This is a genomic window from Marinobacter iranensis, from assembly GCF_029207565.1.
Taxonomy (GTDB): Bacteria; Pseudomonadota; Gammaproteobacteria; order Pseudomonadales; family Oleiphilaceae; genus Marinobacter; species Marinobacter iranensis.
On sequence record NZ_JANCMW010000005.1, the window covers coordinates 192,641 to 218,546 of the forward strand.

Consider the following 25,906-nt stretch of genomic DNA (forward strand, 5'->3'; position numbering starts at 1 on the left):
CTTGGGGTGACACGATGAAAAAAAACGGCTCGTTTGTCAATTTGTTTCTGGAAGAATCAACCCGACCGGCCCCCGAATGGACAGCCGAACGGCATCAGGAGGCGAATGGAATTGTTATTTATCAAGTAGGTAGTAAAGGTTTTTGATGCAAAACAGGAGGTTTATCATGTAAATTTTAAATTTGTTTACATTTGCTCCCGCCACACCCCTTAAAACCGCTTGATTGGTCGGCGCAGTTACTTTACCTTCAGCCTAAGACTTTAGTCCACAATAATAAAACAGCCTTAACGGAGACCCATCCGATGAAAGACGCTCGCTTGCGGGTACGCTCCCTGGTAACAGCGCTTGCCCTGTTACTGATTGCCTCCTTTACCGTCCGCGCCCAGGAAGGCGATGGTTTTCTGTCGGACCTTCACAACTTCCGCGTCAGCAATTACATGGCGCTGGATGCCTATTACCGTTTCAGTGCAAGCGGCGACACCGAGACCCTCAACGAGATTGTCGCCAGTATCAACGCGGCCAACGAATCCATGAACTCGGTTACGGACAGCACCGAAGGCGTCTTGTCGGAAGAACAGGTTGAAAGCCTGAACGTGGAGTTCGACAAGTTCAAGGACCTGATGCGCAGCAACATCAACGATGTGCGCAACACTGGCTATCCCGATCTTCGCCTGGTATCCGACATGGCAAACCAGGCCCTGATGATGAACCAGGTCGCCACGGAAATGTACGCCGTTGCCGAGGAAAGCAGTGAAACCGCAACCAGCCCGCGGGTTGAAGCCGCGCGTTCGGCTGCTGTCACGATGGCGCAGATGATGGCCAAGTACTCTGCCCGCACCCATTCCTCGGTGGCGCAGACCTTCCAGGGCTCCTCCAACGACATCCCGCTGGATGAGCAGGCACGCCTGTTCGATACCCTGCTATCCCGGGTTACCGATGGCAATGCCCAGGGCCAGTTAGAAGCCGCCCTGGATGACCTGACCTCAAAATGGCAATTTATCCGCAGTTCCTACATCAACTATAACGACAACAACGTCGCGTTTGTGATCGACCGTTACTCCAAAGGCATTCTCAAGAGCCTGGAGACCACTATTGGCCTGCTACGCGAAACCCCGTGACGATCCTTCTGGCCGGAGCATCTCTCGCCCCGGCCATCCCCTGCCATCGCCTTTTTACGCTGTTTTTGATACCTGTCAGTATTGGTTTACACTTTTCAGGTAGAGTGGTTTCTGAGCGAGTCACGATTCTGACCTCATCCGCTAAGGAGCGATGCGATGTCAATCTACAAAAAAGTACTGGTGGCAATAGATCTGACTGAAGAAGCCCCACAGGTTCTCAACAAGGCGGTGGAAGTCGGCAAGGCCCATGGCGCGGAACTGATGCTCGTACACGTTGTCGAGCCAGTTGGCTATGCTTATGGGGGGGATATTCCCATGGACCTCACGGAACTGCAGGACCAACTGGATAAGGCCGCCAAGGAGCAGCTGGCCGGGTATGGCGAAAAGTACGGTGTCGCCAAGGAAAACCAGGTGGTTACCGTCGGACGCCCGGAATCCGAGATCCATCGCTTGTCAGAGGAGCAGGGAGTGGATCTGGTTATTGTGGGAAGCCACGGTCGCAAGGGGTTCCAGCTGCTTCTGGGGTCAACCGCCAACGGTGTGTTGCACGGCACCGTATGCGACGTTCTTGCTGTTCGCATCCAATAACCAGACGATTCACGGTGGCGCCTCAGAGGGCGCCATCGCCCTTCATTTTGGCTTCCAGCTTGCGCAACTGGCTTTCCAGGGAAAAACTCACGCTGGAGGCCATTGAGAAAAAATTCAATAATGCCTTCAGGTTGCTGTCGCCCTTGCATACCGAGTGAATCCGTTGCCACAGGGCCTGGTTAACCAACTGCAGCCGCTGGTTCCTTTCAACAAGCCCTGTCAGATCCCAGTCAGGCTCCTGATGATTGCGTTTCGCCAGGTACTGTTGCAGCAGGTAGTGGGAAACGCTTCTCATAATGAATTCATCATTGCTGGCAAACGGCAGGTGATGAACCGCCATGGGTTTCAACTCGGAAAGTACCGGGCATCCACTGGTTGCCATTTTCAGGCCCAGAAGTGATCTCAGGGCTTCCTCCAGTGTGGTGGATTTGGAATAGCTACGGCGATCATCCGTTACCTCCACATCCACCTTCTGGTAGGCATCCTCAGCCTGGAAGGCATTCACCACCGGCAGTATTTCTACAGCGGCGGGGCATCGCGGAGACTCAGCTACCTTGAGCGGGCAGTTGGAGCACTGGCAGTGCTCCAATTTCGTCCATGCCGGAAGATTGCCCTTTGCCTCGGCCGGCCGGTCCGTTACTTTGAAGACCTCGGAGCGATGGTCTTCAAACCTGAAGTGATACGTTACGTTCATTGATTCGCCTGTTCTTCCAGCTCCATCCAACGCTCGATGACCTTCTCAAGACGGGCCTCCTTTTCCCCCAGCTCCGCCAGGGTAGCGGAAACCTCTTCGGCCGGTCCGGAGTAGAAGTCCGGATCGGAAATCTGCTTTTGCAGATTCTCCAGTTCGGCCTCCAGCTCTTCAATCTGGCCCGGAAGTTGTTCCAGTTCAAGCTTGACTTTGTAGCTGAGTTTTACGGGTTTTGTTTTTGTGGATTCAGCGGCGGCAGGCGCCTCATGCTCTTTCGCCGGGGCAGGTTTTTCGTTCTTCGGGGGCTTCGTAACTTTCCTGTTCATCCCCTCTGAAGGGAATCGGCCACCCTGCCTGCGCCAGTCGGTGTATCCACCCACGAATTCTGCAACCCTGCCCGATCCGTCGAGAAATACCGTGTCGGTGGCTACGTTGTCCAGGAATTCCCGGTCGTGACTGATCACAATCACAGTACCGGCAAACTCCACCAGACGGGATTCCAGCAACTCAAGGGTTTCTACGTCCAGATCGTTGGTTGGCTCATCCAGAACCAGGATATTGGCCGGTTTGCTGAAGAGCTTGGCAAGAAGCAAACGCGCACGCTCACCGCCAGAGAATACACGCACGGGCGAGCGCGCACGTTCCGGACTGAACAGAAATTCCTGCAAATAGCCCAGCACATGCTTGCTCTGACCGTTGATCTCGATGAATTCCCTGCCCTCTGACAGGTTATCCAACGCATTGCGTTCAAGGTCGAGTTCCCCACGGAGTTGGTCAAAGTAGGCAACCTGCAGGTTGGTGCCAAGCCGAATCCGCCCATCGGTGGGCTTGAGATCCCCCAGCATAAGCCTGACAAGAGTAGTCTTTCCCGTGCCGTTTTCGCCCACCAGGCCGATCTTGTCCCCTCTCAGAACCGTCATGTTCATGTCACGGATAACCGGGGTGCCGTCGGGGTATGCGAAGCCGGCATCAGTGGCCTCCACAACCAGCTTTCCGGAACGCGCCGCATCCTCCACCGAGAAGCTCGCGGTTCCGCCACGCTCACGCCGCTGACGACGCTCTTCACGCATGGCCTTGAGCGCCCTCACCCGGCCCATATTCCGCGTTCTTCTCGCCTTGATACCCTGGCGTATCCACGCTTCTTCCTGCTTCAGCCGCTTATCGAACAGCGCGTTCTGGCGCTCTTCCTCTTCCAGCGCCTTTTCCTTCAGGTCCAGGTAGCGGTCGTAGGTGGCGGCAAAGCTGACCAGGTGCCCACGATCCAGCTCCACAATCCGTGTCGCCATCCGGCGGATAAACGCCCGGTCGTGACTGACGAACAGGATTGCACCACGAAACTGGCCAAGGGCTTCTTCCAACCAGGCGATAGCGGGTACATCCAGGTGGTTGGTGGGCTCGTCGAGCAGCAATATGTCCGGCTCGGTGACCAGGGCGCGGGCCAGCAGGACACGTCGCTGCCACCCCCCGGAAAGCGTGTTCAGGCACTGGTCCGGGTCGATACCGTACTGGGCAAGGATGGCACCGACCTTCTGGTCCAGCCGCCAGCCATCCAGGGCTTCCAGGCGCTCCTGTACTTTCATCAGTCTGTCGAGGCTGTCTTCGTCCGCCGTTTGTGATAATTGATGGAACTCCGCCAGCAAGTCACCGGTTTCCGGGAATGCTCCGGACACAGCCTCGTAGGCGGTACGGGTATCATTCACCGGCAGGTTCTGGGGCAGTACGGACAGGATGGCACCATCGTCCATGCGAACGATGCCGCCATCAGGTGTTACCTCACCACTGACGATTTTCAGCAGGGTGGACTTGCCCTCCCCGTTTCTGCCAAGGAGGCACACACGTTCACCGGCCTCAATGGTCATGGATGCCTGGTCCAGCAATGGCTGCATGCCAAATGCAAGGGATACGGCATCCAGCGTTAACAATGGCACGTTACTGATTCTCCGTTGTTGCAAAATTGACCGGGCTTCCCACTCGGATTTCCCCGGCCGCTTCATGAATGGCATTCATTCCGAAAATCACACCATCCGGCGTTCTCCGGTAGGTCCCGAGCTCCCTTAAAGGCTGCAAATCGCCTGACTTGGCACCTCGGTCTGGATCCACGGTTGTCACGACACAGCGGGAACAGGGCTTCACCACGCTGAAACCCGTGTCGCCGATGACCAGCGAGGCCCAGGCATCCTCCTCCCAGGGGGCGGCGCCGTCGACGACAATGTTCGGGCGAAAACGTCGCATGTCCACCGCATTGTCCAGGCGTGAATTCAGCTCTTCCAGGGACGCAAGATTGGTAATCAGGAATGGAAAGCCATCGGCAAAACTGACACGACGATACTCGGTAACCCGGCTCGCATCAACGCGGCGAAAGGTTTCGTCGGGCATGTAGACGAAACGGAAGGCCTGGCCGCAATAACGGGACAACGCATCGGACGCGCCCGGGGCTCCATAAACCGCCTTCGCCCAGTCACGCCAGACCCTGACCCGACATTCATCTGTGCCCGGCTCCAGCAAAAACTCACCCTCCCCGGGAATATCAACAAAGACCTGTCCCGCTTCCATGCGGGTTCGAACCGTTGCGAGTTCCGGGTTGCTGCGTTGGGTCACGAACTCCCGCTCGGAATCAACGATCATCCAGCGCCGGTCACCAACCGGGCCGAAATCGTCCATCTGGAACGAGGAAACCTGGATTCCGGCCAGGGATTTGACCGGATAGACATACAATGAATGCACTTGCATGGGGGCTCCCGGAGCGTGGTTAAATACGATTAAGGGATCAGGGAGTATACCCGAGAATTGTGGGCTAAGGCTGTAGGGTTAACGCTGTAGAGGAGGCAACATGACCAGAGATCACCATCTACGCGAAGACAAACAGGCATTCCTCGTCACTCTGAAACAAAGGGGGATCAGGGACCATCGGGTTCTGGACGCCATGATGACCGTACCTCGGGAGGCGTTTGTTGGCAGTGATCAGGCGGAATTTGCCTACGATGACCGTCCTTTGCAGATAGAAGAAGGACAGACCATCTCCCAACCTTACGTCGTAGCCCTGATGACCGAGGCGATGCAGCTTGAGCCGGACGATACCGTGCTGGAGATTGGAACCGGCTCCGGCTACGCGGCAGCCGTTCTCTCAAGGATTGTGGAAAAGGTTTATACGGTTGAACGACACCGGGTGTTGGCAAACCTGTCGCAGGAACGCCTTGCGAATCAAGGCTATGACAACGTCTCCGTTCTCTGTGGCGATGGGACCCTGGGCTGGCCGGAACACGCCCCCTTTGACGCCATTGTCGTGACAGCTGGTGCACCCGATATGCCACAATCTCTCGTCAGACAACTGGTCATCGGTGGCCGCCTGGTCGTTCCTGTCGATGCTGGCCTGCATCAGCAACTGTTGCGTGTTACCCGCACCGGCGAAGAAGAAACAGAGACCGAAAAACTCGGCGGTGTCAGGTTTGTCCCTCTGATTGGCGAAGAGGGGTGGCGAGACAGAGAATGAACAGTACTGCAGAAGAGGGATAAATAAAGAGGAAGGATAAATCTTCGCTGACGATATATTGGAGCGGGAAACGAGATTCGAACTCGCGACCCCAACCTTGGCAAGGTTGTGCTCTACCAACTGAGCTATTCCCGCTTGATCAACGGACGCGTATTCTACGGATTCGTCCCTGTTCGTCAACTATTTTTCTGTGCTTTCTCACCAGGATTTTCATGAAGGTTCGGGTTCCGGTTCGCCCAGCGCCAGACCAATCACCCGTCCAACGGTTTCGGAGAGTGCATTATAATCCACTCGCTGATCGTTCAACAGGGTGTCATATCCCATGCCCAGCGTTACATTCACCAACAGCGCCGCATCCCTGACCGGTGACGGCGAATCCAGCCGCTCCAGGATCTGCCGCAGCCCTGCGGTCCAGGCTTCGCGATAACTCCTCGCCAGGCCCGCAAGGCGGTCATCCCGCAAGGCCTCCATCAGAAACACCTGCTCTGCCAGCACCTGTTGCCGCCGCTTTGTGAACTGCTCATACAGGTAGGCCGTGGATATCACCGAAAGCCGCGCGGCCAGTTCCCGCCGCTGTGGGCCACCCCGCCGTAAGGTTTCCGTGGGAATGGTGTCCAACACCAGGTTAATGGTGTCATAGAACCCGTCCAGGTTATCCCGGGCTTTCTCGGCGAAAAGCATGAAGGAATCGCTGATCAGCTCGTGGATATCGCGGAAATAATAGGTCGTGGCCGCCAGTGGCACATCCGCCTCCCGGGCGACTGCCCGATGCTTGATGCCGCGAAGGCCGTCCCGGGCGGCAATCCGGAGCGTAGCCTCAAGGATTTCGAGGCGCCTTATTTCGCTCTTGGCCCTGAGTGTCTTGCGCCCCCTGTAACGAATGGACTGACGAAGCAGACGGTTCTCCGGTAGCTCGCCCTGCTCCCGGGTCTCCGGTATATGTACCTGCGCCATGGCTGGCTTCCCTTGTTTCGACGGCCTCCTTAAGTTGTTCGGATAGCGAATCAGCGGAGGTCTGACTTATTGTTAGTATTTGTAAATTCTGCCGTATCAGGCGCCATGAAACCTTGATGGGCTTGGCACTTCCGACTGCTGACGATGGATTCAGTTAACCGATGTTGGCCCGGCGTTATTGGCCAAACCGTTTGCCATTGGTCAGATACGTCTTTTCTTCCGGGCTAGAGGAACGCCGCAGCGCGGTGTTCCGGTGCGGGAAACGGCCGAACTGTTGAATGATATCCCGGTGATCCCTCGCGGATTGCAGAAAGCTCTCCATGAAGTCTCCGGCAATGCCGCCCGTAGCGGATGCCAGCTGTTCGTAACACTCCACTCCCAGTTCCTGATTCTCCAGCTTTTCGGAATGCTGCAGCGGCATATAGAGGAAGGCACGCTGTACCGCCGGCAACTGCATATCCTGCCCGTTGTGCATGGCTGCCTTGCACAACTTTACCGCCAGCTTGTCATTGGAGAAGGCCAGTGCGCCGCCCCGGTGGATATTGCGGGTAAACTGATCCAGCAGGATGATTTCCGCGAGTACCCCGCCCGGCATCTTACGCCAGTGCCGTAACCCGTCTTCCGAGGCAAACAACACCATCGAGAGGAAGCGGCGCCGGATTTCCTGGTCAAAGGCACGGGTGGACTGAAACCAGCGATTGCGGTGGAAACTGTCTGGCAGGCCATGTTCATCGAGTTCACCAAACCAGAAATCCAGAATCTCTTGCCAATCGAACATATAGGTACCCTGAATGTAATTAGACAGCACGGTGCCAGGCCCGGTGCTGCTACACTTTACGTCAATAACCCGGCATTTGTTCACACCAGGAGACACTATGAGCGGCGAACCCAGAATCATCCTTCTTGCCCACGGAAGCAGCGACCAGCGCTGGTGCCAGACGTTCGAGAAGCTGGCGACCCCCACGCTGGAATCGGTCGAGGGCTCCCGCATCGCCTACATGGAACTGGCCGAGCCGTCCCTTGAAACCGTCATTGGAGAAGGGACCAGGGAAGGCATCAGGCATTTTACCGTGGTCCCCCTCTTTCTCGCCGCTGGCCGTCACCTCCGAAAAGACGTTCCGGCGATGATTGAAGAGCTCCAGGCGGAGCATAATGTCACCATTACCCTTGCATCACCCATTGGGGAAAACCCCGAGTTGGGCAGCGCCATTCGCGACGTTGTCATCCACGAGCTTGAAGGCCACAAGCAACCAGCATGATAATCCCTGCAGGGATTGAAATGTTGGCAAGACACGGATGGCAACAAACCATCCAGGAGTGAACGGCAATGGATAAACGAATTCTGATCACCGGAGGCACCGGCTTTATAGGGCAGCCGCTTTGCCAGCAACTGATCGGCAAAGGTTATTCGCTGACTGTTCTCAGCCGGCAACCCACCGTTACCGTCCAGGCCCTCTGCGGCCGCGTCGAAGCCGTGGGTGACCTCGAACGTCTGCGAAACCATCCCGGCTTCGATATTGTGATCAACCTTGCCGGCGAAGGGATCGCGGATAAACGCTGGTCCGATACCCGCAAACAGGCACTCAGGGACAGCCGTATTCAGTTGACCAATACACTGACAAGTGTGATCAGAAGTTGGGAATCAAAGCCGGAAGCGCTCGTTTCCGGGTCCGCGGTGGGGTTTTATGGCGACCAGGGCAGCCAGCGTGTTACCGAACAGACGCCCCCCCATGATGAATTCACCCACCATATGTGCAGTGACTGGGAGCAAGAGGCCCTGGCCCTGGAAGCCGACGGTGTTCGCGTGTGCCTGTCGCGCACCGGCCTTGTCGTCGGACCGGGTGGCGGCTTCCTCCAGCGCATGCTGCTACCCTTTCGTTTCGGACTGGGCGGCCGGCTTGGCAGCGGCGAACAGTACATGCCCTGGGTTCACCGCCAGGATGTGGTTGAGGCCCTGATCTGGATGGCGGAATCCGAAACAGCCAAGGGCCCCTACAATGTGGTGAGCCCCAACCCGGTCACCAACCGCCAGTTCACCAAGTGCCTTGCCGGCGTTCTCGGGCGGCCAGCAATTTTTCCGGCTCCGGCACCTGTACTGAAAATGGCAATGGGGGAGATGTCACGGTTGCTGCTTACCGGGCAAATGGCCATACCAGAACGGTTGGAGGCGGAGGGATTCCGCTTCCAGTACCCGGACCTCAGCCCGGCCCTGGCCGATGCTGTAAGGTACTGAGGACAATCCATGAGGGGGGGGGCTCCGGCGCCCTCCAGAGTTTGGATTTTTTTCAAAAAACCGTTTGACAGCCCGTACCGCCTTACTTAATATACGCGCCACCTCGACGAGGCAAGGTTTTGAAGCGATGCGTCCCCTTCGTCTAGTGGCCTAGGACTCCGCCCTTTCACGGCGGCAACAGGGGTTCGAACCCCCTAGGGGACGCCAACTTCCAAACTTCATTTCCCGTACTTTCTCCCAATATGAACAGGTTCTTCTGACTTTTCGGTCACCGTACACGTTGATCCAGGTCAATCCTCTGTCCATACCCGACCCCTTTTAAAATCCTGAACCGCGGCACATTTTTCTCGATTTTTCCTGCATTTGCGAGGCGTTTCCAATAAACTGCTGCTATAGTCCTCAGAACACCGTTTGACCATTCTCACTGAAACCTCCCAGGGTGGCCGAAGTATAGGACATGCAAAAACTGTTGACTCGCCTGCAACGATTTCGAACCGGGTCTCCCCTGTCCTTCAGGCTGCTCGCGTATATCCTGCTGTTCAGTTCCCTGTTCACACTGATCTCCTCGGCCATCCAGATCTACTCGGATTACCGCAAGGACCTGTCCCAGATTGACAGACGCATGCTGGTGGTTGAAACCGGCTATACCTCCAGTCTTGCCCGCAGCCTATGGGCGCTGGACCAGAAGCTGCTCCAGACCCAGCTTGAAGGCATACTCAGCCTGCCGGATATTGTCCACCTTCGGCTGAAGATCGAACCGGACTCCGAACTGGTTATGGGTGAAATCCCCCGGGACGCAAAAACAACCAGTCATACCTTCGATCTGACCCATCAGGGCGACGAAATGTTCCGCCTTGGCCAGCTAACCATCACAGCCGATTTGAGGCGAGTCTATTCAGACATGCGCCAGAAGGTTGTCGTGGTGCTGACGACCCAGTTCCTGAAAACATTCTTCGTCTCAATCCTGATCATATGGATCTTCCAGCATTTCGTGGCGCGACACCTGACCACCATGGCCAACTATGCCCGTAACTTTTCCCTCAACAACCTGGCGAAACCACTGGAACTGGACCGGCCCGACAGCCAGTTGAACCGCAATGATGAGCTGGCTCAGGTAACCGTTGCCATCAACCAGATGCGGGAACGACTCAATGACGACCTGGAGCGCCAGGAACGCGATGCCCAGGAGATCCGCAAGTTCTCCAAGGCCATTGAACAGAGCCCGTCCTCGGTCTTGATCTGCGACCGTCAGTGGCGCATCGAATTCGCCAACCAGAAGTTCAGCCAGCTCACCGGCTATGACGCCTCGTCCATCGTCGGCAAACACCCGGGCGTATTGTCCGAAGACGCACATGCCCACCGGGAGAATCGCCAGTTGTGGCAGTCGATCCGGCTGCAGGTGCAGCGAGTCGGGGTCTGGCAGGGTGAGATCAACAGCGTGCGCAAGAACGGCGAGCGGTTCTGGGAGCAATTGATCGTCACGCCCATCAAGAGCTCCAATGGCGAAGCCACGGGTTACCTGATCCTTGGTGAAGACATCAGTATCCGCAAACGCTACGAGCAACAGCTACTGAGACAGGCAAATTACGATATCCTTACCGGCCTGCCCAACCGTATGCTAGCCCTGGATCGGCTCAAGCTTGCCCTTGCCCAGGCCCGGCGTGAGAGTTCCCTGGTCGGTGTCATGTTTCTCGACCTGGATAACTTCAAGCACATCAATGATACCCTTGGTCACGACGCCGGCGACAATCTGCTGATTGAGGCGGCACGAAGGATCTCGAGCTGTTTGCGGGGAACAAGCACTGTTGCCAGGCTTGGCGGCGATGAGTTCCTGGTGATCCTTCCGGGTCTGACCGGCACCGAGGCAACCTCCCAGGTGGCGGAGCGTATCCTCAAAACCTTTGCGCCACCCTACCTGCTCAACGGTCAGGAGGTGTTCGTTACCACCAGCATCGGCATTTCCATCTTTCCCAATGATTCCGACAACAGCGGTAACCTGCTGCAACATGCCGACGCTGCCATGTACCAGGCCAAGCATAAGGGCAAGAGCGCCTACGCCCATTTCGCACCGGAAATGACCGAAGTCTCCCATGAACGGCTGCAAATGGAATCATTGATGCGCCGAGCCCTGGAGCAGAAAGAGTTCGAACTCTACTACCAGCCGATTGTTCGCACGGATTCCGGTCAGTTGTGCTCGGCCGAAGCCCTGCTGCGTTGGAACAACCCTGGATTGGGAATGGTCATGCCCGATCGATTCATACCCTTGGCGGAGGAGACCGGCCTTATCACACCGATTGGCGAGTGGGTTCTGCAGGAAGCCTGCATGGCCGCCATGCGCTGGAAAGAAACCACCGGAACCGGTATCGGAATCTCTGTTAACGTTTCTCCCCGCCAGTTCCGCGATCCTGGCTTTATCGACACCGTCATGAACGCGCTGGAATCCAGCGGGTTGCCTCCCCAGCAACTGGAATTGGAGATCACCGAGCGCCTGATACTGGACAACACCATCGAAACTGCCGACATTCTCCGGCAACTGGACCAGTCCGGCATTCGGCTCTCGGTCGATGATTTCGGCACCGGTTACTCTGCTCTCAGCTACCTCAAGAGCTATCCCTTTGATACCCTGAAAATTGACAAATCCTTTGTTCAGGACGTGATGAAGGAGCAGGACGACGCTTCCCTGGTCAAAGCCATCATCAACATGGCCCATAGCCTCGGCCTCCGGGTCATTGCTGAAGGTGTCGAGGAAGATGCCCAGACTCACTTCCTCCAACGTGAAGGCTGTGACTACTCGCAGGGATACTTCTACAGCAGACCCCTGCCGGAGAAAGATTTCCAGGAGTGGCTGAAGACCAACCATCGCGCCCGTTGAGACACCACTGGCAGGAACGGATGCATCATGGAAGGAACGATACTGGTCGTAAACTGTGGCAGCTCCTCACTGAAAGTCGCCCTGTTTGACCCACAACTGAAAAAACTGACCAGCGGCCTTGCCGAACGGCTTGGAAAAGGCGACGCCTTCGCCTCGCTGAAAGGTTCTTCCGGCCCCATTGAACTGGCTTCCAAAGCGAACCACGAGGACGCCTTTCGGGCCCTGGTTTCCGCCCTTCAGGACCAGGGCCTGCTGGACGAGGCGCCCGTTGCCATTGGCCACCGCGTGGTTCATGGCGGTGAAACCTTTCGCGAAGCCGCACTGATCAACAACGACGTGTTGTCTGCCATTCGCGACTGTGCTGGCCTGGCCCCGTTACACAACCCCGTCAACCTGCTCGGAATCAACGCCACCAAGGCGCTGTTTCCTGACACTCCACAGGTAGCGGTCTTCGATACGGCATTTCACCAAACCCTTCCGGAAGCGGCCTATCTCTACGCCCTGCCCCTTGAGTTCTATTGGGACTGGGGTGTCCGCCGTTACGGGTTCCATGGCACCAGCCACCAGTTCATGGCTCATGAAGCTGCCCGGCTTCTGGAAAAGACACCGGCAACCACCTCTATCATCTCGGCGCATCTCGGCAACGGCTGTAGCATCACGGCTATCCGGGATGGCCGGAGTGTGGACACCAGCATGGGACTGACACCCCTGGAAGGGCTGGTGATGGGCACCCGCAGCGGCGACGTGGATCCCGGCCTCGTTGACTTCCTCGCCACCAAAGGCATGAGCGCGGAGGAAGTCAACCGGGTGCTCAACAACGAAAGCGGGCTGCTCGGGTTATCCGGACAGACCAACGACATGCGGTCACTGACCGAATTGGCGGATCACGGCCACGAACCGTCACAGACGGCTATCGACGTTTTCTGCTTTCGCCTGGCCCGCTATATTGGCGCAATGATGGCATCACTCAAACACCTTGATGCCCTGGTGTTTACCGGCGGCATTGGCGAGAACAGCAGTCGCGTGCGCAAAAAAGTCGTCAAGCATCTAGGCCTGTTCGGCTTTTCAATCGACAACGAGTTGAACAACCATCATGGCGGCATCAGCAAAGCCCATATCGAGGGAGCGGACAGCCGCTTCCGCATCCTTGTTATACCCACAAATGAAGAGCTCGTGATCGCCAGGGAAGCACTGGCCGCGGCCCGGCCGGGTACCGCCGGCTAAACCCGTTTCACCGCAGGGAGCCTGTCATGGCAAAGAATCTCTATGTTGCACCCACCTCCATAAACTCGGGGCTTACATCGGTATGCCTGGGATTGCTTCGTGCCCTGGAGCGTGTGGGTGTCAGCGTGGGCTTTTACAAGCCCTTTCGCCAGGCTGTTCACGAAGGCGAGGCCCATCACAATCGTGGAGAAGATACGTCTGTGGCCTTCGTCCGGGCCCGCAGCCATCTGGAGCCGCCGGAACCCATGAGCCTGAAGGAAGCGCAAAAACTACTGAACACCGGTAAATCCGACCAACTGATGGAAACCCTTGTCGGTGAGTACCGAAAGGTGGCCGATACCGTCGATGTCGTCATTATCGAAGGCCTGGTTCCGGACCGTACTGAAGCCTACATAGCCAGGCTGAACGTTGAGGTGGCGCGCAACCTGGGTTCTGAAGTCATTCTGGTGAGTACGCCGGGTAATGCGGCTCCTGAAACTCTCGACGAGGAACTCGACTTTTACGCCCGGCTGTTTTCCAGCCCCTCTGATCCCGATGTGGTCGGGGTTGTCCTGAACAAGACGGGGGAACCCGAAAAATCGGAATTCGCACCACGAGTAAATGCCGAAGTAAATACGCAGGCCCCGGATTACGGCCAGGCCTGCAAGGTATTCAGCCAGGGCCGCTACCGCTTGCTTGCGGTGATCCCCTGGCAGCCGGAACTACTGGCGCCGCGGGTCTCGGACATCGTCCGGGAAATGGGTTCGGAGGTGCTTCATGAGGGGGAAATGCACTCCCGCCGTGTGCAAAAAGTCACCGTCAGCGCCCGTACCATCCGCAACATGGTAGACACCCTCAAGCCCGGCACACTGATGGTGACCCCGGGTGACCGCGAGGACATTATCGTGACCACCGCAGTGGCCGCCCTGAATGGTGTCCCCCTGGCCGGAATGATGCTGACTGGCGGCCTGATGCCGGACCAGCGGGTGATTGATCTGTGTCGGCGGGCACTGGCAACCGGTTTGCCGGTCATGAAGGCGACCACCAACACCTACGAGACAGCCCATCGGCTGGCCAACCTGTCACCGGCGATCCCGGTGGATGACCCGGATCGCATTGAAAAAGCCATGGAAGCCGTGGCCACCCGAATTGATGCGGAATGGCTGAGGGAGCATCTGCGGGTGGAGCGGCAGAGCCGATTGTCTCCCCCGGCCTTCCGCTACCTGTTGTCGGAACGCGCACGGGCGGCGGCAAAGCGTATTGTTCTGCCTGAAGGTAACGAACCCCGTACCGTACAGGCCGCGATAATCTGTCACCAGCGCAAACTGGCTCACTGCATCATGCTGGGCGACCGGGACGACATTGCCAATGTTGCGCGCTCCCAGGGCATGGAACTGCCGGACGACATGGACGTGATTGCTCCCTCCGATGTCCGCCAGGACTACATCGAGCCGATGGTGAAACTGCGGAAGCATAAGGGGCTGGCGCCGGACATGGCCGAAGCGATGCTTGAGGACAACGTGGTCCTGGGCACCATGATGGTTGCCGAAGGCAAGGCCGATGGCCTTGTATCCGGTGCCGTGCATACCACGGCCAACACGGTTCGCCCTGCCATGCAACTGATCAAGACCCACGATCACGCCAAGGTGGTGTCGTCCGTTTTTTTCATGCTGTTGCCACAACAGGTGGTGGTCTACGGCGATTGCGCCATCAATCCCGACCCGAACGCGGAGGAACTGGCAGACATCGCCATCCAGAGCGCGGGTTCAGCGGAAGCCTTTGGCATTGAACCGGTGGTGGCGATGATCAGTTACAGCACTGGTGAATCAGGCAGTGGCAAAGACGTGGACAAGGTACGGGAAGCAACGCGAATCGCACGGGAAAGGCGCCCTGATCTGCTGATCGACGGCCCGCTGCAATACGATGCCGCCGCCATTGAGAGCGTTGGCAAAAGCAAGGCCCCGGACAGCAAGGTGGCAGGCAAGGCAACGGTCTTTATCTTCCCCGACCTCAATACCGGCAACACCACCTACAAGGCCGTGCAGAGAAGCGCAAACGTGGTGAGTGTCGGCCCCATGCTGCAGGGCCTGAAAAAGCCGGTGAATGACCTGTCCCGGGGAGCCCTGGTGGAAGACATCGTCTTTACCATCGCGCTCACCGCGGTCCAGGCAAAACAGGTGGAGGACGCCGGGCTGATCTGAGCGGTCAGCCCGGCAAGCGCCAGCTCAGCGCTTCTTGCTCTTCATTCGCGCTTTCTTTTTCACCGGGCGGCCCTTCTTCAGGTCGTTGTCCTGCTTGACCTTCTGGCGCGGCGTCAGCCGGCTGACCTTGTTGGCGAACGGGTTTTCGCTGGAGCGGAACTCAAAGCGGATGGGGGAACCGCTCACCTTCAGCACCTTGCGGAAGGTATTTTCCAGGTAACGCTTGTAAGCCCCGGGCAGCGCATCGGTCTGGTTACCATGCACCACGATGACCGGCGGGTTCGAACCGCCCTGGTGGGCGTACCGCAGCTTGATACGACGCCCCTGGACCAGCGGCGGCTGGTGCTGTGCCGTGGCGTCCTGAAGGATGGCAGTCAGGCGATTGGTGGGCCACTTTGCCATTGCCGATTCATAGCAGTCATGGACCGACTCGTACATCACCCCCACACCAGAACCGTGAAGCGCGGAAATATAGTGCTTGTCGGCGTAGTCGAGGAAATCCAGGCGACGCTGAACCTGTTCTTTTACCTTGGCCCTGTCCTCCGGGTCCATACCGTCCCATTTGTTGACGGCGATCACCAGGGAGCGGCCCGCGTCCAGCACGAAGCCAATCAGGTGAAGGTCCTGATCCACCAGCCCTTCCCGCGCATCAATCACCAGAATCACCACGTGGGCGTCATCAATGGCCTGGAGGGTCTTGATGATGGAAAACTTTTCCACTACTTCACTGACGTTCTTGCGTCGGCGTACACCGGCCGTATCAATCAGCGTGTACTGGTTCTCCATACGCTCGAACGGGATGTAGACACTGTCCCGGGTGGTACCAGGCATGTCATACACTATTACCCGGTCCTCACCGAGCATACGGTTGACCAGGGTGGACTTGCCTACGTTCGGGCGCCCAACGATGCCAATCCGGATACCGGGATAGCGGTCAGCACGGTCCTGCTCTTCACGCTCTTCTTCGGACGGCAGCAACTCCTCCAGCATGGAGCGAATCCCCCGGTTATGGGAGGCTGCAATCAGGTAGGTGGACTCGAAGCCCAGACCGTAAAAATCCGAAGCGGCAACGTCAGGGTCCTGGCCGTCGGTCTTGTTGACCACCAGGTGTGCCCGCTTTCCGGTCTTGCGCAGGTGCGCTGCGATCAATTCATCGCCACCGTTCAGGCCAGCCTTACCGTCAACAAGGAACAGCACGATGTCGGCTTCTTCGACCGCCTGCATGGACTGGCGGGCCATTTCCGCATCCAGGCCCTCCTCGCCACCGGTCAGGCCGCCGGTATCAATCACGATAAAGCGCTGCCCCTCGTAATTGCCCTCACCGTATTTACGGTCGCGGGTCAGGCCGGGGAAATCCGCCACAAGCGCATCCCGGGACCGCGTCATCTGGTTAAACAGTGTCGATTTTCCCACATTGGGACGGCCGACAAGAGCAATTACAGGGGTCATAATCTTTCGCTATACATTGAACAGGGCCCGCGCTTCACAGCGATAGGGCCGGAAAGGAGCTATCAGTCAAGCTCCCGGAGTTTCATTACGGACAGTTTACCGCTGTTACCGTATACAAGGAGGTTACCGTTCTGCAGACGCTGAAAGGGAACCCGAAGGCCGTCGTCGTCAAATTCATGCTGGCCCACCAGGCTGCCATCCTCCATGGACAGGATATGAATGTATCCCTCGAAGTCGCCAATCAACAAGTAATCCTCATAAACGATCGGCTGCGTCGGCTGGCGCCAGGACAACCTGTCCTGAACCCAGAGTTCGCGACGGTCAGAACCACGATAGGCAATGATGTCGCCATTGGCCGAGGCAATGAAAATGTTGCCATTGCCAATCATCGGCGACTGCAGGCTGGACGCTTTCCGGCTCCAGATCTCCTGACCACTCTGCAGGTCAACCAACGCAAGATTGCCCTGATAGCCGACAACCATGGCGGCACTCTCGAGGATCAGCGGCTCACCAGCAACGTCGACCAGTCTTTCCAGTTCCGTACGCCCCTGGGGTTGGCCGACTTCATACTGCCAGACCGGTTGCCCGGTCTCTGTTGAAATCGCCATTAACTTGCCATTGGACAGTGAGGCCAGCACAAGATCGGCACCCACAAGCGGTGATGCTGCGGCACGTATGGACAAAACCGGCACATCACTGTCGTATTGCCAGGATCGCTCACCAGTGGCGGTGTCAAAGGCCAGAACCTTGCCGTCAATGGTCTGGACCACCACAAGGCTTCCATTGGATTGCGGTGATGCCAGCGCCTCATTGGGCAGTGGCTGCTCCCAGAGTTCAGAGCCGTCCTGCCGTGAAAGGGCCTTCAGTTGTGCATCACGGGTCACCAGATACAGATTGTCCTGATCTCCACCCACGCCAGCGCTGATTTCCTGGTCAAGCTCCCGGGACCAGAACACCTCGCCGTTTTCAGCACCTACCGCATAGACTTCACCATCCGCTGACGCCACATAGAGCGTCTCCCCGGTGTTCAGCGGCGCCAGGTACAGAAACTTGTCATCGTGCCCGTCGCCAACACTCATGCTCCAGACCGATTCCAGGCCGATACTCGACGAGATCTCCGGTACGGGCGCTGGCTGCTCAAAAGTGTCGCTGGTGCTACATCCTCCCAGGAATGCCAGTGTCAGCATCCCCAGGGATAAAACAAACTGTTTGTGCCCGTTGAACAACCAGGGCATCAGGCTCCCTCCCCTACGCCAAGGTCAGACAACTTGAGCTCAAGGATACCGCTGCGACCCTGCTGATTCTGTTCCCTGGCCGCCAGGTAGGCTTCACGGGCGCCCTCACGGTTACCCTGTGCCAACAGGATATCGCCCCGGAGTTCGGTGAAGATGGCGCTGAAGCTGCCGGCATCATTCACACTATCAATGGTAGCCAGGGCCTCATCGTACTTTTCCGCCGCGAACTGGGCACGGGCCAGGCGATTGCGTACAACCAGGGTTAACGGCCCGGATTCCCCGGTCTTTTCCTGTGCCCAGGTCAGCGATTCGATCGCAGCTTCCGGATCGCCCTGATCCATGACCTGCTGGCGCGCCAGCATCAGCATGCCGTAGATGGCAAAGGCACTGTCGCTGTACTCTTCCTGCAGCTCTTTCGCTATGTAGGCAACCGTATCGGCGCGGTTTTCGTCGGTCTCATCACTGTAGGCGTTAATCAGCTCAGCGAACTGGGAAGCTGCCTCGGTGCGTTGCTGCATCTGATGGTTCTGCCAGGCCTGCCAACCGAATACAATGGCCAGTGCAGCGGCAATGCCAATCAGGAGCGAACTGCCGTTCTTCTTCCACCAGTCCTTGATTGCCTGGACCGTTTCTTCCTCAGTACGCATTTCAGCCATGATGACTCCTAAAATAAATGATAATTGTGCTATAGCCTGTCGGCCCGCCGTCAACGGCCCAGTAATTCTTCAAGTGTCGCCGCAAGGTTCGCCTGTGCTATATCCTGCTGCGGTTCGTCCGACCGAAGCGGCTTGAGACCCACCGTACCGTTAGCGACCTCATTCTCGCCCAGAATGACCGCGTAACGAGCACCGCTGCGATCAGCCTTCTTCATCTGGCTCTTGAAACTGCCGCCGCCACAATGGCTCATGACTCTTGCTCCGGGCAAGGCATCGCGAAGGGATTCACCCAACGCCAGCGCAGGAGCCACGGTGGTATCGCCCATGGCAGCAACATATACGTCCACGTTGCCATTGGCACGGTCCGGAACGAGGTCCAGGGTTTCCAGTAGCAGGATCAGGCGCTCAAGCCCCATGGCAAACCCGACCGCAACGGTGGGTTTGCCGCCCAGTTGTTCCACCAGGCCATCGTACCGGCCACCGGCGCATACGGTGCCCTGCGCCCCAAGACTGTCGGTAATCCACTCGAATACGGTTTTGCCATAGTAATCGAGCCCGCGAACCAACCTCGGATTGACGGTGTACTGGATACCAGCCGCGTCCAGCAATGAACGAAGCTCCCGGAAATGGTCCCGGGATTCCTGGTCGAGATAGTCGTCCAGATTGGGCGCGTCAGCCAGAAGCTGCTGTGTTAAGGGGTTCTTGCTGTCGAGAATACGCAGCGGGTTGGAAGCCAACCGCCGCTGGCTGTCTTCATCCAGTTGATCCCGATAGCCCGAAAGATAGGCCACCAATGCTTCCCGATATTGCCTTCGGGCTTCTGAGGTACCAATGGAGTTGATTTCCAGGCGGGTGTGCTCGCTCAGCCCCAGTTCCCGCCAGAGCCTGGCGGTCAGCACCAGAAGCTCGGCATCGATGTCCGGCCCGGTCATGCCAAAACATTCCACACCAATCTGGTGGAACTGGCGATACCGGCCTTTCTGGGGGCGCTCATGACGAAACATCGGCCCGGTGTACCACAGGCGACGGGTCTGGTTGAAAAGCAGCCCGTGCTCTTCCGCGGCACGGACACAGCCAGCCGTACCTTCGGGACGCAGTGTCAGGCTGTCGCCATTGCGGTCCTCAAAGGTATACATTTCTTTCTCGACAATATCCGTGACTTCGCCAATGGAACGCTTGAACAGGTCGGTCTGCTCAACCACCGGCATACGGATTTCCTGATAGCCGTATTGGGAAAGGACCTTCCTGACCGTGTCTTCCACAAACTGCCAAACCGGCGTCTGCTCTGGCAGGATATCGTTCATCCCGCGGATTGCCTGGATCTTAGCCAAGTTACTACCTTATCTGTTTCAATGATTTGACGATCGGCTCTCAGTCAGTCGAGCGGGTAATGATCGCTTCTTCCTTTTCCTTGCGACGGGCCACTTCCTCACGGATCAGTCGTTCCAGGTCGTCGGTCAGGTTGGCATTATCGAGTTTCTGGTTCGGCTTGCCCGACGCGTAGAACAGGTTCTTCGGGCTGCCACCGGTCAGGCCCAGGTCAGCGACCTTGGCCTCACCCGGTCCATTTACAATACAGCCAATGATGGCCACATCCAGGGACTCGTTGACATCTTCCAGACGGGCCTCCAGATCGTTCATGGTCTGGATGACATCGAAATTCTGGCGTGAGCAACTGGGACAGGCAACAAAGTTGATGCCACGGCTGCGCAGGCGCAAGCTCTTGAGAATGTCAAAGCCAACCTTGATTTCCTGCACGGGATCCGCCGCCAGGGACACCCTGATAGTGTCGCCAATGCCGTCCATCAGCAACATGCCCAGGCCAATGGAGGACTTCACGGTGCCAGAGCGGAAGCCGCCTGCTTCGGTAATACCCAAATGCAGTGGTTGTTCGATCTGGGCCGCAATCTGCCGGTAAGCCGCCACGGTCATGAATACTTCGGATGCTTTGAGGCTGACCTTGAAATCCTGAAAATCGTGCTTGTCCAGAATGTCGATATGGCGCATGGCGGATTCCACCAGTGCCTCCGGCGTGGGTTCACCGTACTTGCGCTGCAGGGCCTTCTCCAGCGAGCCGGCGTTGACACCGATCCGGATAGGGATGTTGCGGTCACGAGCGGCACTGATCACGGCACTGACGCGGTCATCGCGACCGATATTGCCCGGATTGATGCGAAGGCAGTCCACACCCAGCTCCGCCACCCTGAGCGCAATACGGTGATCAAAGTGAATATCCGCCACCAATGGCACGGACACCAGGGAGCGGATTTTTCCAAACGCCTCCGCAGCGTCCATGGTGGGCACGGATACCCGGACAATATCGGCACCCGCTTCCTGCAACGCGCGGATCTGCCCAACGGTTGCCTCGACATCGCAGGTGTTGGTGTTGGTCATGCTCTGGACAGCAATCGGTGCGTCCCCGCCCACGGGAACATCACCCACCATTATCTGGCGTGATTTGCGTCTTTTGATCGGAGATTCGTGATTCATAGCCTGCTAACCGGAAAAGAGGGTTCGTAACGTTCAGATGTCCAGTGTAAATTCTGCACGGTTGTTGACGACCCGGAAGCCAGCCAAGTCGACCGGCTCCCCGTCAAACCGTATGGATTCAATGGCATCAACCGCCCCGACAACCACGTCGATCGGCAGCCTGCCTGATACATCAATCTGGTCGCCTTCCCGTTGCAGGGAGCCAACAAGACGGTTACCCACCGAATCGGTCACCTGGACCCAGCACTTATCAGTGAATGTCATTTCCAGGCGGCCGGTGCCCACGGCTGCCTCTGGTTGGGCGCTCTCCTGAAACGTCGGTTCCGGCGAACTGGTCACCACCGGCACACGACTTTCATCGACTTCTTCCACATCGGGCGCCGGCGCTTCAGCCTGCTCGGGCGCTTCCGGCGGCACCACCTCTGGTGGGGTGGAGGTCAGTTCACCATTTTCCTCAATGATCGGCTCTTCAACAACCGGCTCCGGCTGGCTTTCGGTAACAGTTTCATCTGTACCGTTATCAAGCGGATCCGCCTCGTCACCCTGTTCCGGCGATTCAGCCTCGGTCGCAACATCCGGCTCAGCCGTGTCTTCAACCGTCCCGTCGAGCTCACCCATAAAACGCAAGCCGAGGAACACAATCACGGCAATCGCCAGCAGGAACAGAAGCAGCCTGGCAATCCGGCGTTTCTGCCGCCTGCGGCGCTCGATATCAACCAGCGGATTGGCCTCTTCAGCCTCCACCTTTTGCTGGCGGAGGGGTTCCAGTTCCTGATCGAGCGTGGCAATAATCGCGTCCGGATCCAGGTCAACCTGTCGTGCATAGGTTCTGACATAGCCCTTGAGGAACAGTTCACTGTCGATCTGCTCGTATTCCCCGTCTTCTATAGCCTGTATCACGGCCGGGCGTAGGTGTTGGGCCTCAGCCACAGCCGTAACGCTCAGTCCCTTCTGTTCCCGCGCACGTTTGAGTTGCTGGCCCGCAGGCTCACTCACGGCTGGCTGTTGTAGCGTGTCATCACTGTCCATTTGACATCATCACCCTGTATTGTTGGTATTCGACAGAGTTCGGAAAATTGTTCTTCAACAGAAGCCCCAGGCTGGACTCCTTGTTCCTCTCACCAAAATGCCGGGCTATGCGAATACCTGTATACAGGCTTTCCGGAGAATGGCGGAGATTCTGGTTACGCTGCATCAGGGTCATCAGGCGACTGTAATGACGGGACGCCGCCTGATACTCACCGGATTCAACCAGAGTCCGCGACAGGGCCATCAACGACTTCGGATCACCTCGGGACAAATCGACAGCACGACGATAGGCCGTCACCGCACCCTCAAGGTTACCGATCCGCTCTTCGGTCAGGCCAAGATTGAAAAACACGGATGCCCGGTCGTCGTAGGACGTGTTCCTTGATGCGGCCATGAACTGGTCGCGGGCGTCCTCAAAGCGACGCTCACCATAAAGAAAGGCCCCGTAATAAACGTGTCCACGTGTATAAGTCTCGTTATTGGCCAAGGCCTCCTTGAACGATCGCTCGGCCAGTTCTGATTCGCCCTCGGCATTGTAGACCAGCCCCATGGCAGCCAGGGCACCAGGATTCTCGGGAGCCAACTCAAGGGCCCGTTCCAGGTGGTGGCGTGCTCTCTCCAGATTGTTCTGACCAATATAGGCGGTACCCAACTGGACATAGTTCCTGACCGCCTTGTCGCGGTCCGCCTCACGCGCGAACCGACTATCGGTATTGGTCACGCATCCTGTGACAAACATCGCCAGCAATACCACGGAAAGCATGGCCCGGATCTTGTTTACTGGTGCAAATGTCACAGTCGGGAATTCCTCTAATTGTCAGGGGTGTCTTGGCACCTTTCAAAAATATCCTGGTGCCTGGGCTCAAGGGCTGACCTGATGTACCTGTATGTAGCGCTGACTTCGTTTGGTGCGATCTTCCACCCTACCTACAAGCTGCCCGCAGGCAGCATCGATATCGTCACCCCGCGTCGTCCTCACCGTCGCAATGTACCCGGCCTCGTTCAGAACCGCCTGGAAACGACGCGTTGCATTCATACTCGGACGCCGAAAATCGCTCTCCGGAAAAGGGTTAAACGGAATCAGATTGATCTTGCACGGCAGACCGCGAAGAACAACGGCCAGTTCCCTTGCATGCTCAGGCTGATCGTTCACGCCCTCGATGACCGTGTACTCGATCGTTGCCTTGCGCTTATCCGGCAAACGGGCCAGGTAACGGCGCGTCGCTGCCAGCAGCTCAACAATCGGGTACTTTTTATTCAACGGCACCAATTGGTTACGCAGTTCATCATTGGGGGCATGGAGCGAAATGGCCAGTGAAACATCGGTAACTTCCCCCAAGCGGTCAATTGCCGGAACCACCCCTGATGTACTCACAGTCACCCGTCGCTTGGATATGCCGTAGGCCAGGTCTTCCATCATCAGGTTCATGGCGTCAACGACATTGTCGAAGTTCAGCAGCGGCTCACCCATACCCATCATCACCACGTTGGTAATCGGGCGCTCAGGGCCGGGCTCAAATGGCATGAAGGCCTTGCGTGCCACCCATACCTGCCCGATGATCTCGGCGGCTGTGAGATTGCGGTTAAAGCCCCGCTTGCCGGTTGAACAAAAGGTGCAATCCAGGCTGCAGCCGATCTGGGAGGAAACACACAGGGTTCCGCGCTCGCCATCGGGGATCAGCACGGTTTCAACACTGTTGCCATTATCCATCCGCATGACCCATTTGCGGGTGCCGTCTTTGGAGGACTCGTCGTACACCACTTCCGGGCCACGGATTTCCGCCACTTCCTTGAGCTTTTCCCGCAGGACCTTGCTCATATTGGTCATTTGATCGAAGTCATCGGCCCCGCGCTGGTGAATCCACTGCAGCACCTGTGTTGCACGGAAACGTTTTTCCCCCAGGGACTCAAAAAAGGCCTCCATCTTGGCCTTCGGCATCCCCAGAAGGTTGGTTTTCTCAGCAACAGCTGTCATTTCATAACCTCGATCAAATAACCAATCCGGGCCGGGAAAACTCCCGGCCCGGGACAGTCCGATCAGCCGCGCGGGCAGATCTCACTGTCATTGAAAAAATACGCAATCTCGCGCTCGGCTGACGCGGCGGAATCTGAACCGTGAACAGCGTTGGCATCGATTGATGATGCGAAATCGGCACGGATGGTGCCCGCATCCGCTTCCTTGGGGTTGGTAGCGCCCATCAGGTCACGATTCTTCAGGATAGCACCTTCGCCTTCCAGAACCTGAACCACTGCCGGGCCAGAAGTCATGAACGCAACCAGATCATTGAAAAACGGGCGCTCCTTGTGCTCGGCATAGAAGCCCTCAGCCTGCTCCTGGGTCAGGTGCATCATCTTGGCAGCTACAATGGTCAGGCCCGCTTTTTCAAAGCGGGTGTAAATCTCTCCGATCACATTCTTTGCAACTGCATCGGGCTTGATAATCGAGAGCGTGCGCTCGTTTGCCATGATCTATCTCCATTCAGGTCCAGAAAAATTTCAGGGTTGGGATTATACGCAGTCCGGAGGCAACTGCCTACCGCACCGAGCGCAGACGGGTAACAACGTCAACAATTTGCGCGGCCGCAAAGTCCGCTTCCTCCGCGGTTGAGAACCGCCCGAAGGAGAACCGGAGCGCCCGGTGGGCCTGTTCATCGTCCAGCCCAATTCCCTTCAGTACGAATGAAGGCTCGATCGTGGCCGAGGCACAGGCCGAACCGGACGAAACCGCCAGTTCCCGCAACCCCAGCATCAATGATTCGGCGTCCACGCCGTCAAACGACAGGTTGATAATCCCCGGTACCCGGTGTTCGGTGCTACCGTTGAGTGTTACGCCGTCAAGGCTCTCAAGCCCGGAAAGAAAACGCTCACGCAGGGATTCGAGCATTGCCATTTCCTGCTCAAGGCCCTCGCCGGCCAGTTCAAAGGCCTTCCCCATAGCGGCAATCTGATGGGTTGGCAAAGTGCCCGAACGCATACCGCGCTCGTGGCCGCCCCCATGTATCTGCGAGCCAATACGCACATCCGGGGAACGGCGCACATACAGCGCACCAATCCCCTTGGGCCCGTAGACCTTATGGCCGGACAGCGACAACAGGTCCACCGGCATGGCGGTCACATCCACCTCGGTTTTTCCTGCTGCCTGGGCAGCGTCGACGTGAAACAACACACCACGCTCACGAAGCATCGCGCCGATGGCCGCAATGTCCGTCAGGCAGCCCAGCTCATTGTTGACCATCATCAGGCTGACCAGAACCGTATTGTCACGGAGTGCGTCTTCAACCTGTTGCCTGGAAATCCGTCCATCCGTGCCCGGCTTCAGCCAGGTAACGTCAACACCCTGCCCTTCAAGCCATTTACAGGTATCAAGCACGGCCTTGTGCTCAACAACAGAGGTGACAACATGCGGGTTCTCACGGCCGGCAACGGCGCCCTTGATGGCGAGGTTATCGGACTCGGTGGCGCCCGATGTCCAGACAATTTCCCGGGGATCGGCATGGATCAGGCCGGCGACCTGACGGCGAGCACCCTCAACGGCAGCTTCCGCCTGCCAGCCAAAGGCATGGGAACGGGACGCGGGGTTCCCAAACACGCCGTCAGGCGTCAGGTACTTGAACATTTCTTCAGCAACGGCCGGGTCTACGGGCGTGGTTGCCGCATAATCCAGATAGACGGGCTTTTTCATAGAGGTTTCAGGATT

23 protein-coding genes and 2 tRNA genes are annotated in these 25,906 nt (G+C 57.4%); 9 read left to right on the forward strand and 16 right to left on the reverse strand.

Annotation, left to right across the window (positions count from 1 at the left end; genetic code table 11):
* Window positions 1-302: 302 nt before the first annotated feature.
* On the forward strand, window positions 303-1,118 hold the full coding sequence (locus NLU14_RS10330) for a hypothetical protein (RefSeq protein WP_275706157.1): 816 nt from the start codon (window positions 303-305) through the stop codon (window positions 1,116-1,118).
* A gap of 156 nt (window positions 1,119-1,274) precedes the next feature.
* Complete coding sequence (locus tag NLU14_RS10335) at window positions 1,275-1,706, forward strand: universal stress protein (RefSeq protein ID WP_275706158.1); 432 nt, start codon at window positions 1,275-1,277, stop codon at window positions 1,704-1,706.
* 22 nt (window positions 1,707-1,728) lie between these two features.
* On the opposite strand, the gene NLU14_RS10340 is transcribed toward NLU14_RS10335, so the two are convergent.
* Genes NLU14_RS10340 through NLU14_RS10350 form a run of 3 tightly spaced genes read right to left on the reverse strand, consistent with a single transcriptional unit; the run spans window position 1,729 to window position 5,127 of the window.
* Window positions 1,729-2,400 carry a DUF6901 family protein gene (locus NLU14_RS10340; protein ID WP_275706159.1) on the reverse strand — a complete coding sequence of 224 codons (672 nt, stop codon included), beginning with the start codon at window positions 2,398-2,400 and terminating at the stop codon, window positions 1,729-1,731.
* On the reverse strand, window positions 2,397-4,325 hold the full coding sequence (locus NLU14_RS10345; protein WP_275706160.1) for an ATP-binding cassette domain-containing protein: 1,929 nt from the start codon (window positions 4,323-4,325) through the stop codon (window positions 2,397-2,399). Before NLU14_RS10345 ends, NLU14_RS10340 begins: the two co-directional genes overlap by 4 nt.
* A 1-nt stretch (window position 4,326) precedes the next feature.
* The gene (locus NLU14_RS10350) at window positions 4,327-5,127 is read right to left on the reverse strand and encodes an MOSC domain-containing protein (RefSeq protein ID WP_275706161.1); all 801 of its coding nucleotides are present in this window, start codon (window positions 5,125-5,127) and stop codon (window positions 4,327-4,329) included.
* Window positions 5,128-5,227: 100 nt separating this feature from the next.
* On the opposite strand from NLU14_RS10350, the gene NLU14_RS10355 reads away from it, so the two are divergent.
* Complete coding sequence (locus NLU14_RS10355; RefSeq protein WP_275706163.1) at window positions 5,228-5,887, forward strand: protein-L-isoaspartate(D-aspartate) O-methyltransferase; 660 nt, start codon at window positions 5,228-5,230, stop codon at window positions 5,885-5,887.
* A gap of 59 nt (window positions 5,888-5,946) precedes the next feature.
* Here NLU14_RS10355 and NLU14_RS10360 read toward each other — a convergent pair.
* From NLU14_RS10360 to NLU14_RS10370, 3 genes are all read right to left on the reverse strand, one after another.
* Window positions 5,947-6,022 (reverse strand) — tRNA-Gly (locus tag NLU14_RS10360).
* Between the two features lie 75 nt (window positions 6,023-6,097).
* Window positions 6,098-6,841: a TetR/AcrR family transcriptional regulator gene (locus tag NLU14_RS10365; RefSeq protein WP_275706164.1), complete on the reverse strand. Its 744-nt coding sequence runs from the start codon at window positions 6,839-6,841 to the stop codon at window positions 6,098-6,100.
* Window positions 6,842-7,016: 175 nt separating this feature from the next.
* Window positions 7,017-7,619 (reverse strand): DUF924 family protein, encoded by a 603-nt coding sequence (locus NLU14_RS10370; protein ID WP_275706165.1) that lies wholly within the window; start codon window positions 7,617-7,619, stop codon window positions 7,017-7,019.
* A 97-nt stretch (window positions 7,620-7,716) separates the two neighbouring features.
* On the opposite strand from NLU14_RS10370, the gene NLU14_RS10375 reads away from it, so the two are divergent.
* The 6 genes from NLU14_RS10375 to pta all read left to right on the forward strand — a co-directional run bounded on the left by NLU14_RS10375 (window position 7,717) and on the right by pta (window position 15,350).
* On the forward strand, window positions 7,717-8,100 hold the full coding sequence (locus NLU14_RS10375; protein WP_275706166.1) for a sirohydrochlorin chelatase: 384 nt from the start codon (window positions 7,717-7,719) through the stop codon (window positions 8,098-8,100).
* 68 nt (window positions 8,101-8,168) lie between these two features.
* Window positions 8,169-9,074 (forward strand): TIGR01777 family oxidoreductase, encoded by a 906-nt coding sequence (locus NLU14_RS10380; protein WP_275706167.1) that lies wholly within the window; start codon window positions 8,169-8,171, stop codon window positions 9,072-9,074.
* Window positions 9,075-9,205: 131 nt separating this feature from the next.
* Window positions 9,206-9,281, forward strand: a tRNA-Glu gene (locus NLU14_RS10385).
* Window positions 9,282-9,531: 250 nt separating this feature from the next.
* A complete protein-coding gene (locus tag NLU14_RS10390; RefSeq protein WP_275706168.1) occupies window positions 9,532-11,946 on the forward strand; it encodes a bifunctional diguanylate cyclase/phosphodiesterase in 2,415 nt (804 codons plus the stop codon).
* 27 nt (window positions 11,947-11,973) lie between these two features.
* A complete protein-coding gene (locus tag NLU14_RS10395) occupies window positions 11,974-13,170 on the forward strand; it encodes an acetate/propionate family kinase (RefSeq protein WP_275706170.1) in 1,197 nt (398 codons plus the stop codon).
* Between the two features lie 26 nt (window positions 13,171-13,196).
* A complete protein-coding gene (gene pta, locus NLU14_RS10400) occupies window positions 13,197-15,350 on the forward strand; it encodes a phosphate acetyltransferase (protein WP_275706172.1) in 2,154 nt (717 codons plus the stop codon).
* 24 nt (window positions 15,351-15,374) lie between these two features.
* On the opposite strand, the gene der is transcribed toward pta, so the two are convergent.
* From der to NLU14_RS10450, 10 genes are all read right to left on the reverse strand, one after another.
* Entirely contained in the window at window positions 15,375-16,799 is a 1,425-nt protein-coding gene (gene der, locus NLU14_RS10405; RefSeq protein ID WP_275706173.1) for a ribosome biogenesis GTPase Der, read from the reverse strand.
* A gap of 62 nt (window positions 16,800-16,861) precedes the next feature.
* A complete protein-coding gene (bamB, locus tag NLU14_RS10410; protein WP_275706174.1) occupies window positions 16,862-18,034 on the reverse strand; it encodes an outer membrane protein assembly factor BamB in 1,173 nt (390 codons plus the stop codon).
* Entirely contained in the window at window positions 18,034-18,690 is a 657-nt protein-coding gene (locus NLU14_RS10415; RefSeq protein WP_275706175.1) for a YfgM family protein, read from the reverse strand. The genes bamB and NLU14_RS10415 overlap by 1 nt, the downstream gene beginning before the upstream one ends.
* 50 nt (window positions 18,691-18,740) lie before the next feature.
* Complete coding sequence (gene hisS, locus NLU14_RS10420; RefSeq protein WP_275706176.1) at window positions 18,741-20,021, reverse strand: histidine--tRNA ligase; 1,281 nt, start codon at window positions 20,019-20,021, stop codon at window positions 18,741-18,743.
* A gap of 40 nt (window positions 20,022-20,061) precedes the next feature.
* Window positions 20,062-21,180 carry a flavodoxin-dependent (E)-4-hydroxy-3-methylbut-2-enyl-diphosphate synthase gene (gene ispG, locus NLU14_RS10425; protein WP_275706177.1) on the reverse strand — a complete coding sequence of 373 codons (1,119 nt, stop codon included), beginning with the start codon at window positions 21,178-21,180 and terminating at the stop codon, window positions 20,062-20,064.
* 33 nt (window positions 21,181-21,213) lie between these two features.
* On the reverse strand, window positions 21,214-22,209 hold the full coding sequence (locus NLU14_RS10430; RefSeq protein WP_275706179.1) for a RodZ domain-containing protein: 996 nt from the start codon (window positions 22,207-22,209) through the stop codon (window positions 21,214-21,216).
* Window positions 22,199-22,972, reverse strand: coding sequence for a type IV pilus biogenesis/stability protein PilW (pilW, locus tag NLU14_RS10435; RefSeq protein WP_275706250.1), 774 nt, complete (start codon window positions 22,970-22,972; stop codon window positions 22,199-22,201). The genes NLU14_RS10430 and pilW overlap by 11 nt, the downstream gene beginning before the upstream one ends.
* 99 nt (window positions 22,973-23,071) lie before the next feature.
* Window positions 23,072-24,184 carry a dual-specificity RNA methyltransferase RlmN gene (rlmN, locus tag NLU14_RS10440; RefSeq protein ID WP_275706180.1) on the reverse strand — a complete coding sequence of 371 codons (1,113 nt, stop codon included), beginning with the start codon at window positions 24,182-24,184 and terminating at the stop codon, window positions 23,072-23,074.
* 62 nt (window positions 24,185-24,246) lie between these two features.
* The gene (gene ndk / locus NLU14_RS10445) at window positions 24,247-24,675 is read right to left on the reverse strand and encodes a nucleoside-diphosphate kinase (protein WP_275706182.1); all 429 of its coding nucleotides are present in this window, start codon (window positions 24,673-24,675) and stop codon (window positions 24,247-24,249) included.
* Between the two features lie 67 nt (window positions 24,676-24,742).
* Complete coding sequence (locus tag NLU14_RS10450) at window positions 24,743-25,891, reverse strand: IscS subfamily cysteine desulfurase (protein WP_275706183.1); 1,149 nt, start codon at window positions 25,889-25,891, stop codon at window positions 24,743-24,745.
* Between the last annotated feature and the right edge of the window lie 15 nt (window positions 25,892-25,906).

Excerpts from the sequence above, each read along its gene's own strand:
- NLU14_RS10350 (WP_275706161.1), bottom strand. The coding sequence starts at position 5,127 with ATGCAAGTGCATTCATTGTATGTCTATCCGGTCAAATCCCTGGCCGGA.
- NLU14_RS10380 (WP_275706167.1), top strand. The coding sequence starts at position 8,169 with ATGGATAAACGAATTCTGATCACCGGAGGCACCGGCTTTATAGGGCAG.
- pta (WP_275706172.1), top strand. The coding sequence starts at position 13,197 with ATGGCAAAGAATCTCTATGTTGCACCCACCTCCATAAACTCGGGGCTT.
- NLU14_RS10335 (WP_275706158.1), top strand. The coding sequence starts at position 1,275 with ATGTCAATCTACAAAAAAGTACTGGTGGCAATAGATCTGACTGAAGAA.
- NLU14_RS10430 (WP_275706179.1), bottom strand. The coding sequence starts at position 22,209 with ATGGACAGTGATGACACGCTACAACAGCCAGCCGTGAGTGAGCCTGCG.
- NLU14_RS10355 (WP_275706163.1), top strand. The coding sequence starts at position 5,228 with ATGACCAGAGATCACCATCTACGCGAAGACAAACAGGCATTCCTCGTC.
- pilW (WP_275706250.1), bottom strand. The coding sequence starts at position 22,972 with ATGCTTTCCGTGGTATTGCTGGCGATGTTTGTCACAGGATGCGTGACC.
- NLU14_RS10370 (WP_275706165.1), bottom strand. The coding sequence starts at position 7,619 with ATGTTCGATTGGCAAGAGATTCTGGATTTCTGGTTTGGTGAACTCGAT.
- NLU14_RS10340 (WP_275706159.1), bottom strand. The coding sequence starts at position 2,400 with ATGAACGTAACGTATCACTTCAGGTTTGAAGACCATCGCTCCGAGGTC.
- NLU14_RS10415 (WP_275706175.1), bottom strand. The coding sequence starts at position 18,690 with ATGGCTGAAATGCGTACTGAGGAAGAAACGGTCCAGGCAATCAAGGAC.
- ispG (WP_275706177.1), bottom strand. The coding sequence starts at position 21,180 with ATGAATCACGAATCTCCGATCAAAAGACGCAAATCACGCCAGATAATG.
- NLU14_RS10450 (WP_275706183.1), bottom strand. The coding sequence starts at position 25,891 with ATGAAAAAGCCCGTCTATCTGGATTATGCGGCAACCACGCCCGTAGAC.
- rlmN (WP_275706180.1), bottom strand. The coding sequence starts at position 24,184 with ATGACAGCTGTTGCTGAGAAAACCAACCTTCTGGGGATGCCGAAGGCC.
- ndk (WP_275706182.1), bottom strand. The coding sequence starts at position 24,675 with ATGGCAAACGAGCGCACGCTCTCGATTATCAAGCCCGATGCAGTTGCA.
- NLU14_RS10330 (WP_275706157.1), top strand. The coding sequence starts at position 303 with ATGAAAGACGCTCGCTTGCGGGTACGCTCCCTGGTAACAGCGCTTGCC.
- NLU14_RS10365 (WP_275706164.1), bottom strand. The coding sequence starts at position 6,841 with ATGGCGCAGGTACATATACCGGAGACCCGGGAGCAGGGCGAGCTACCG.
- bamB (WP_275706174.1), bottom strand. The coding sequence starts at position 18,034 with ATGCCCTGGTTGTTCAACGGGCACAAACAGTTTGTTTTATCCCTGGGG.
- NLU14_RS10395 (WP_275706170.1), top strand. The coding sequence starts at position 11,974 with ATGGAAGGAACGATACTGGTCGTAAACTGTGGCAGCTCCTCACTGAAA.
- der (WP_275706173.1), bottom strand. The coding sequence starts at position 16,799 with ATGACCCCTGTAATTGCTCTTGTCGGCCGTCCCAATGTGGGAAAATCG.
- NLU14_RS10390 (WP_275706168.1), top strand. The coding sequence starts at position 9,532 with ATGCAAAAACTGTTGACTCGCCTGCAACGATTTCGAACCGGGTCTCCC.
- NLU14_RS10375 (WP_275706166.1), top strand. The coding sequence starts at position 7,717 with ATGAGCGGCGAACCCAGAATCATCCTTCTTGCCCACGGAAGCAGCGAC.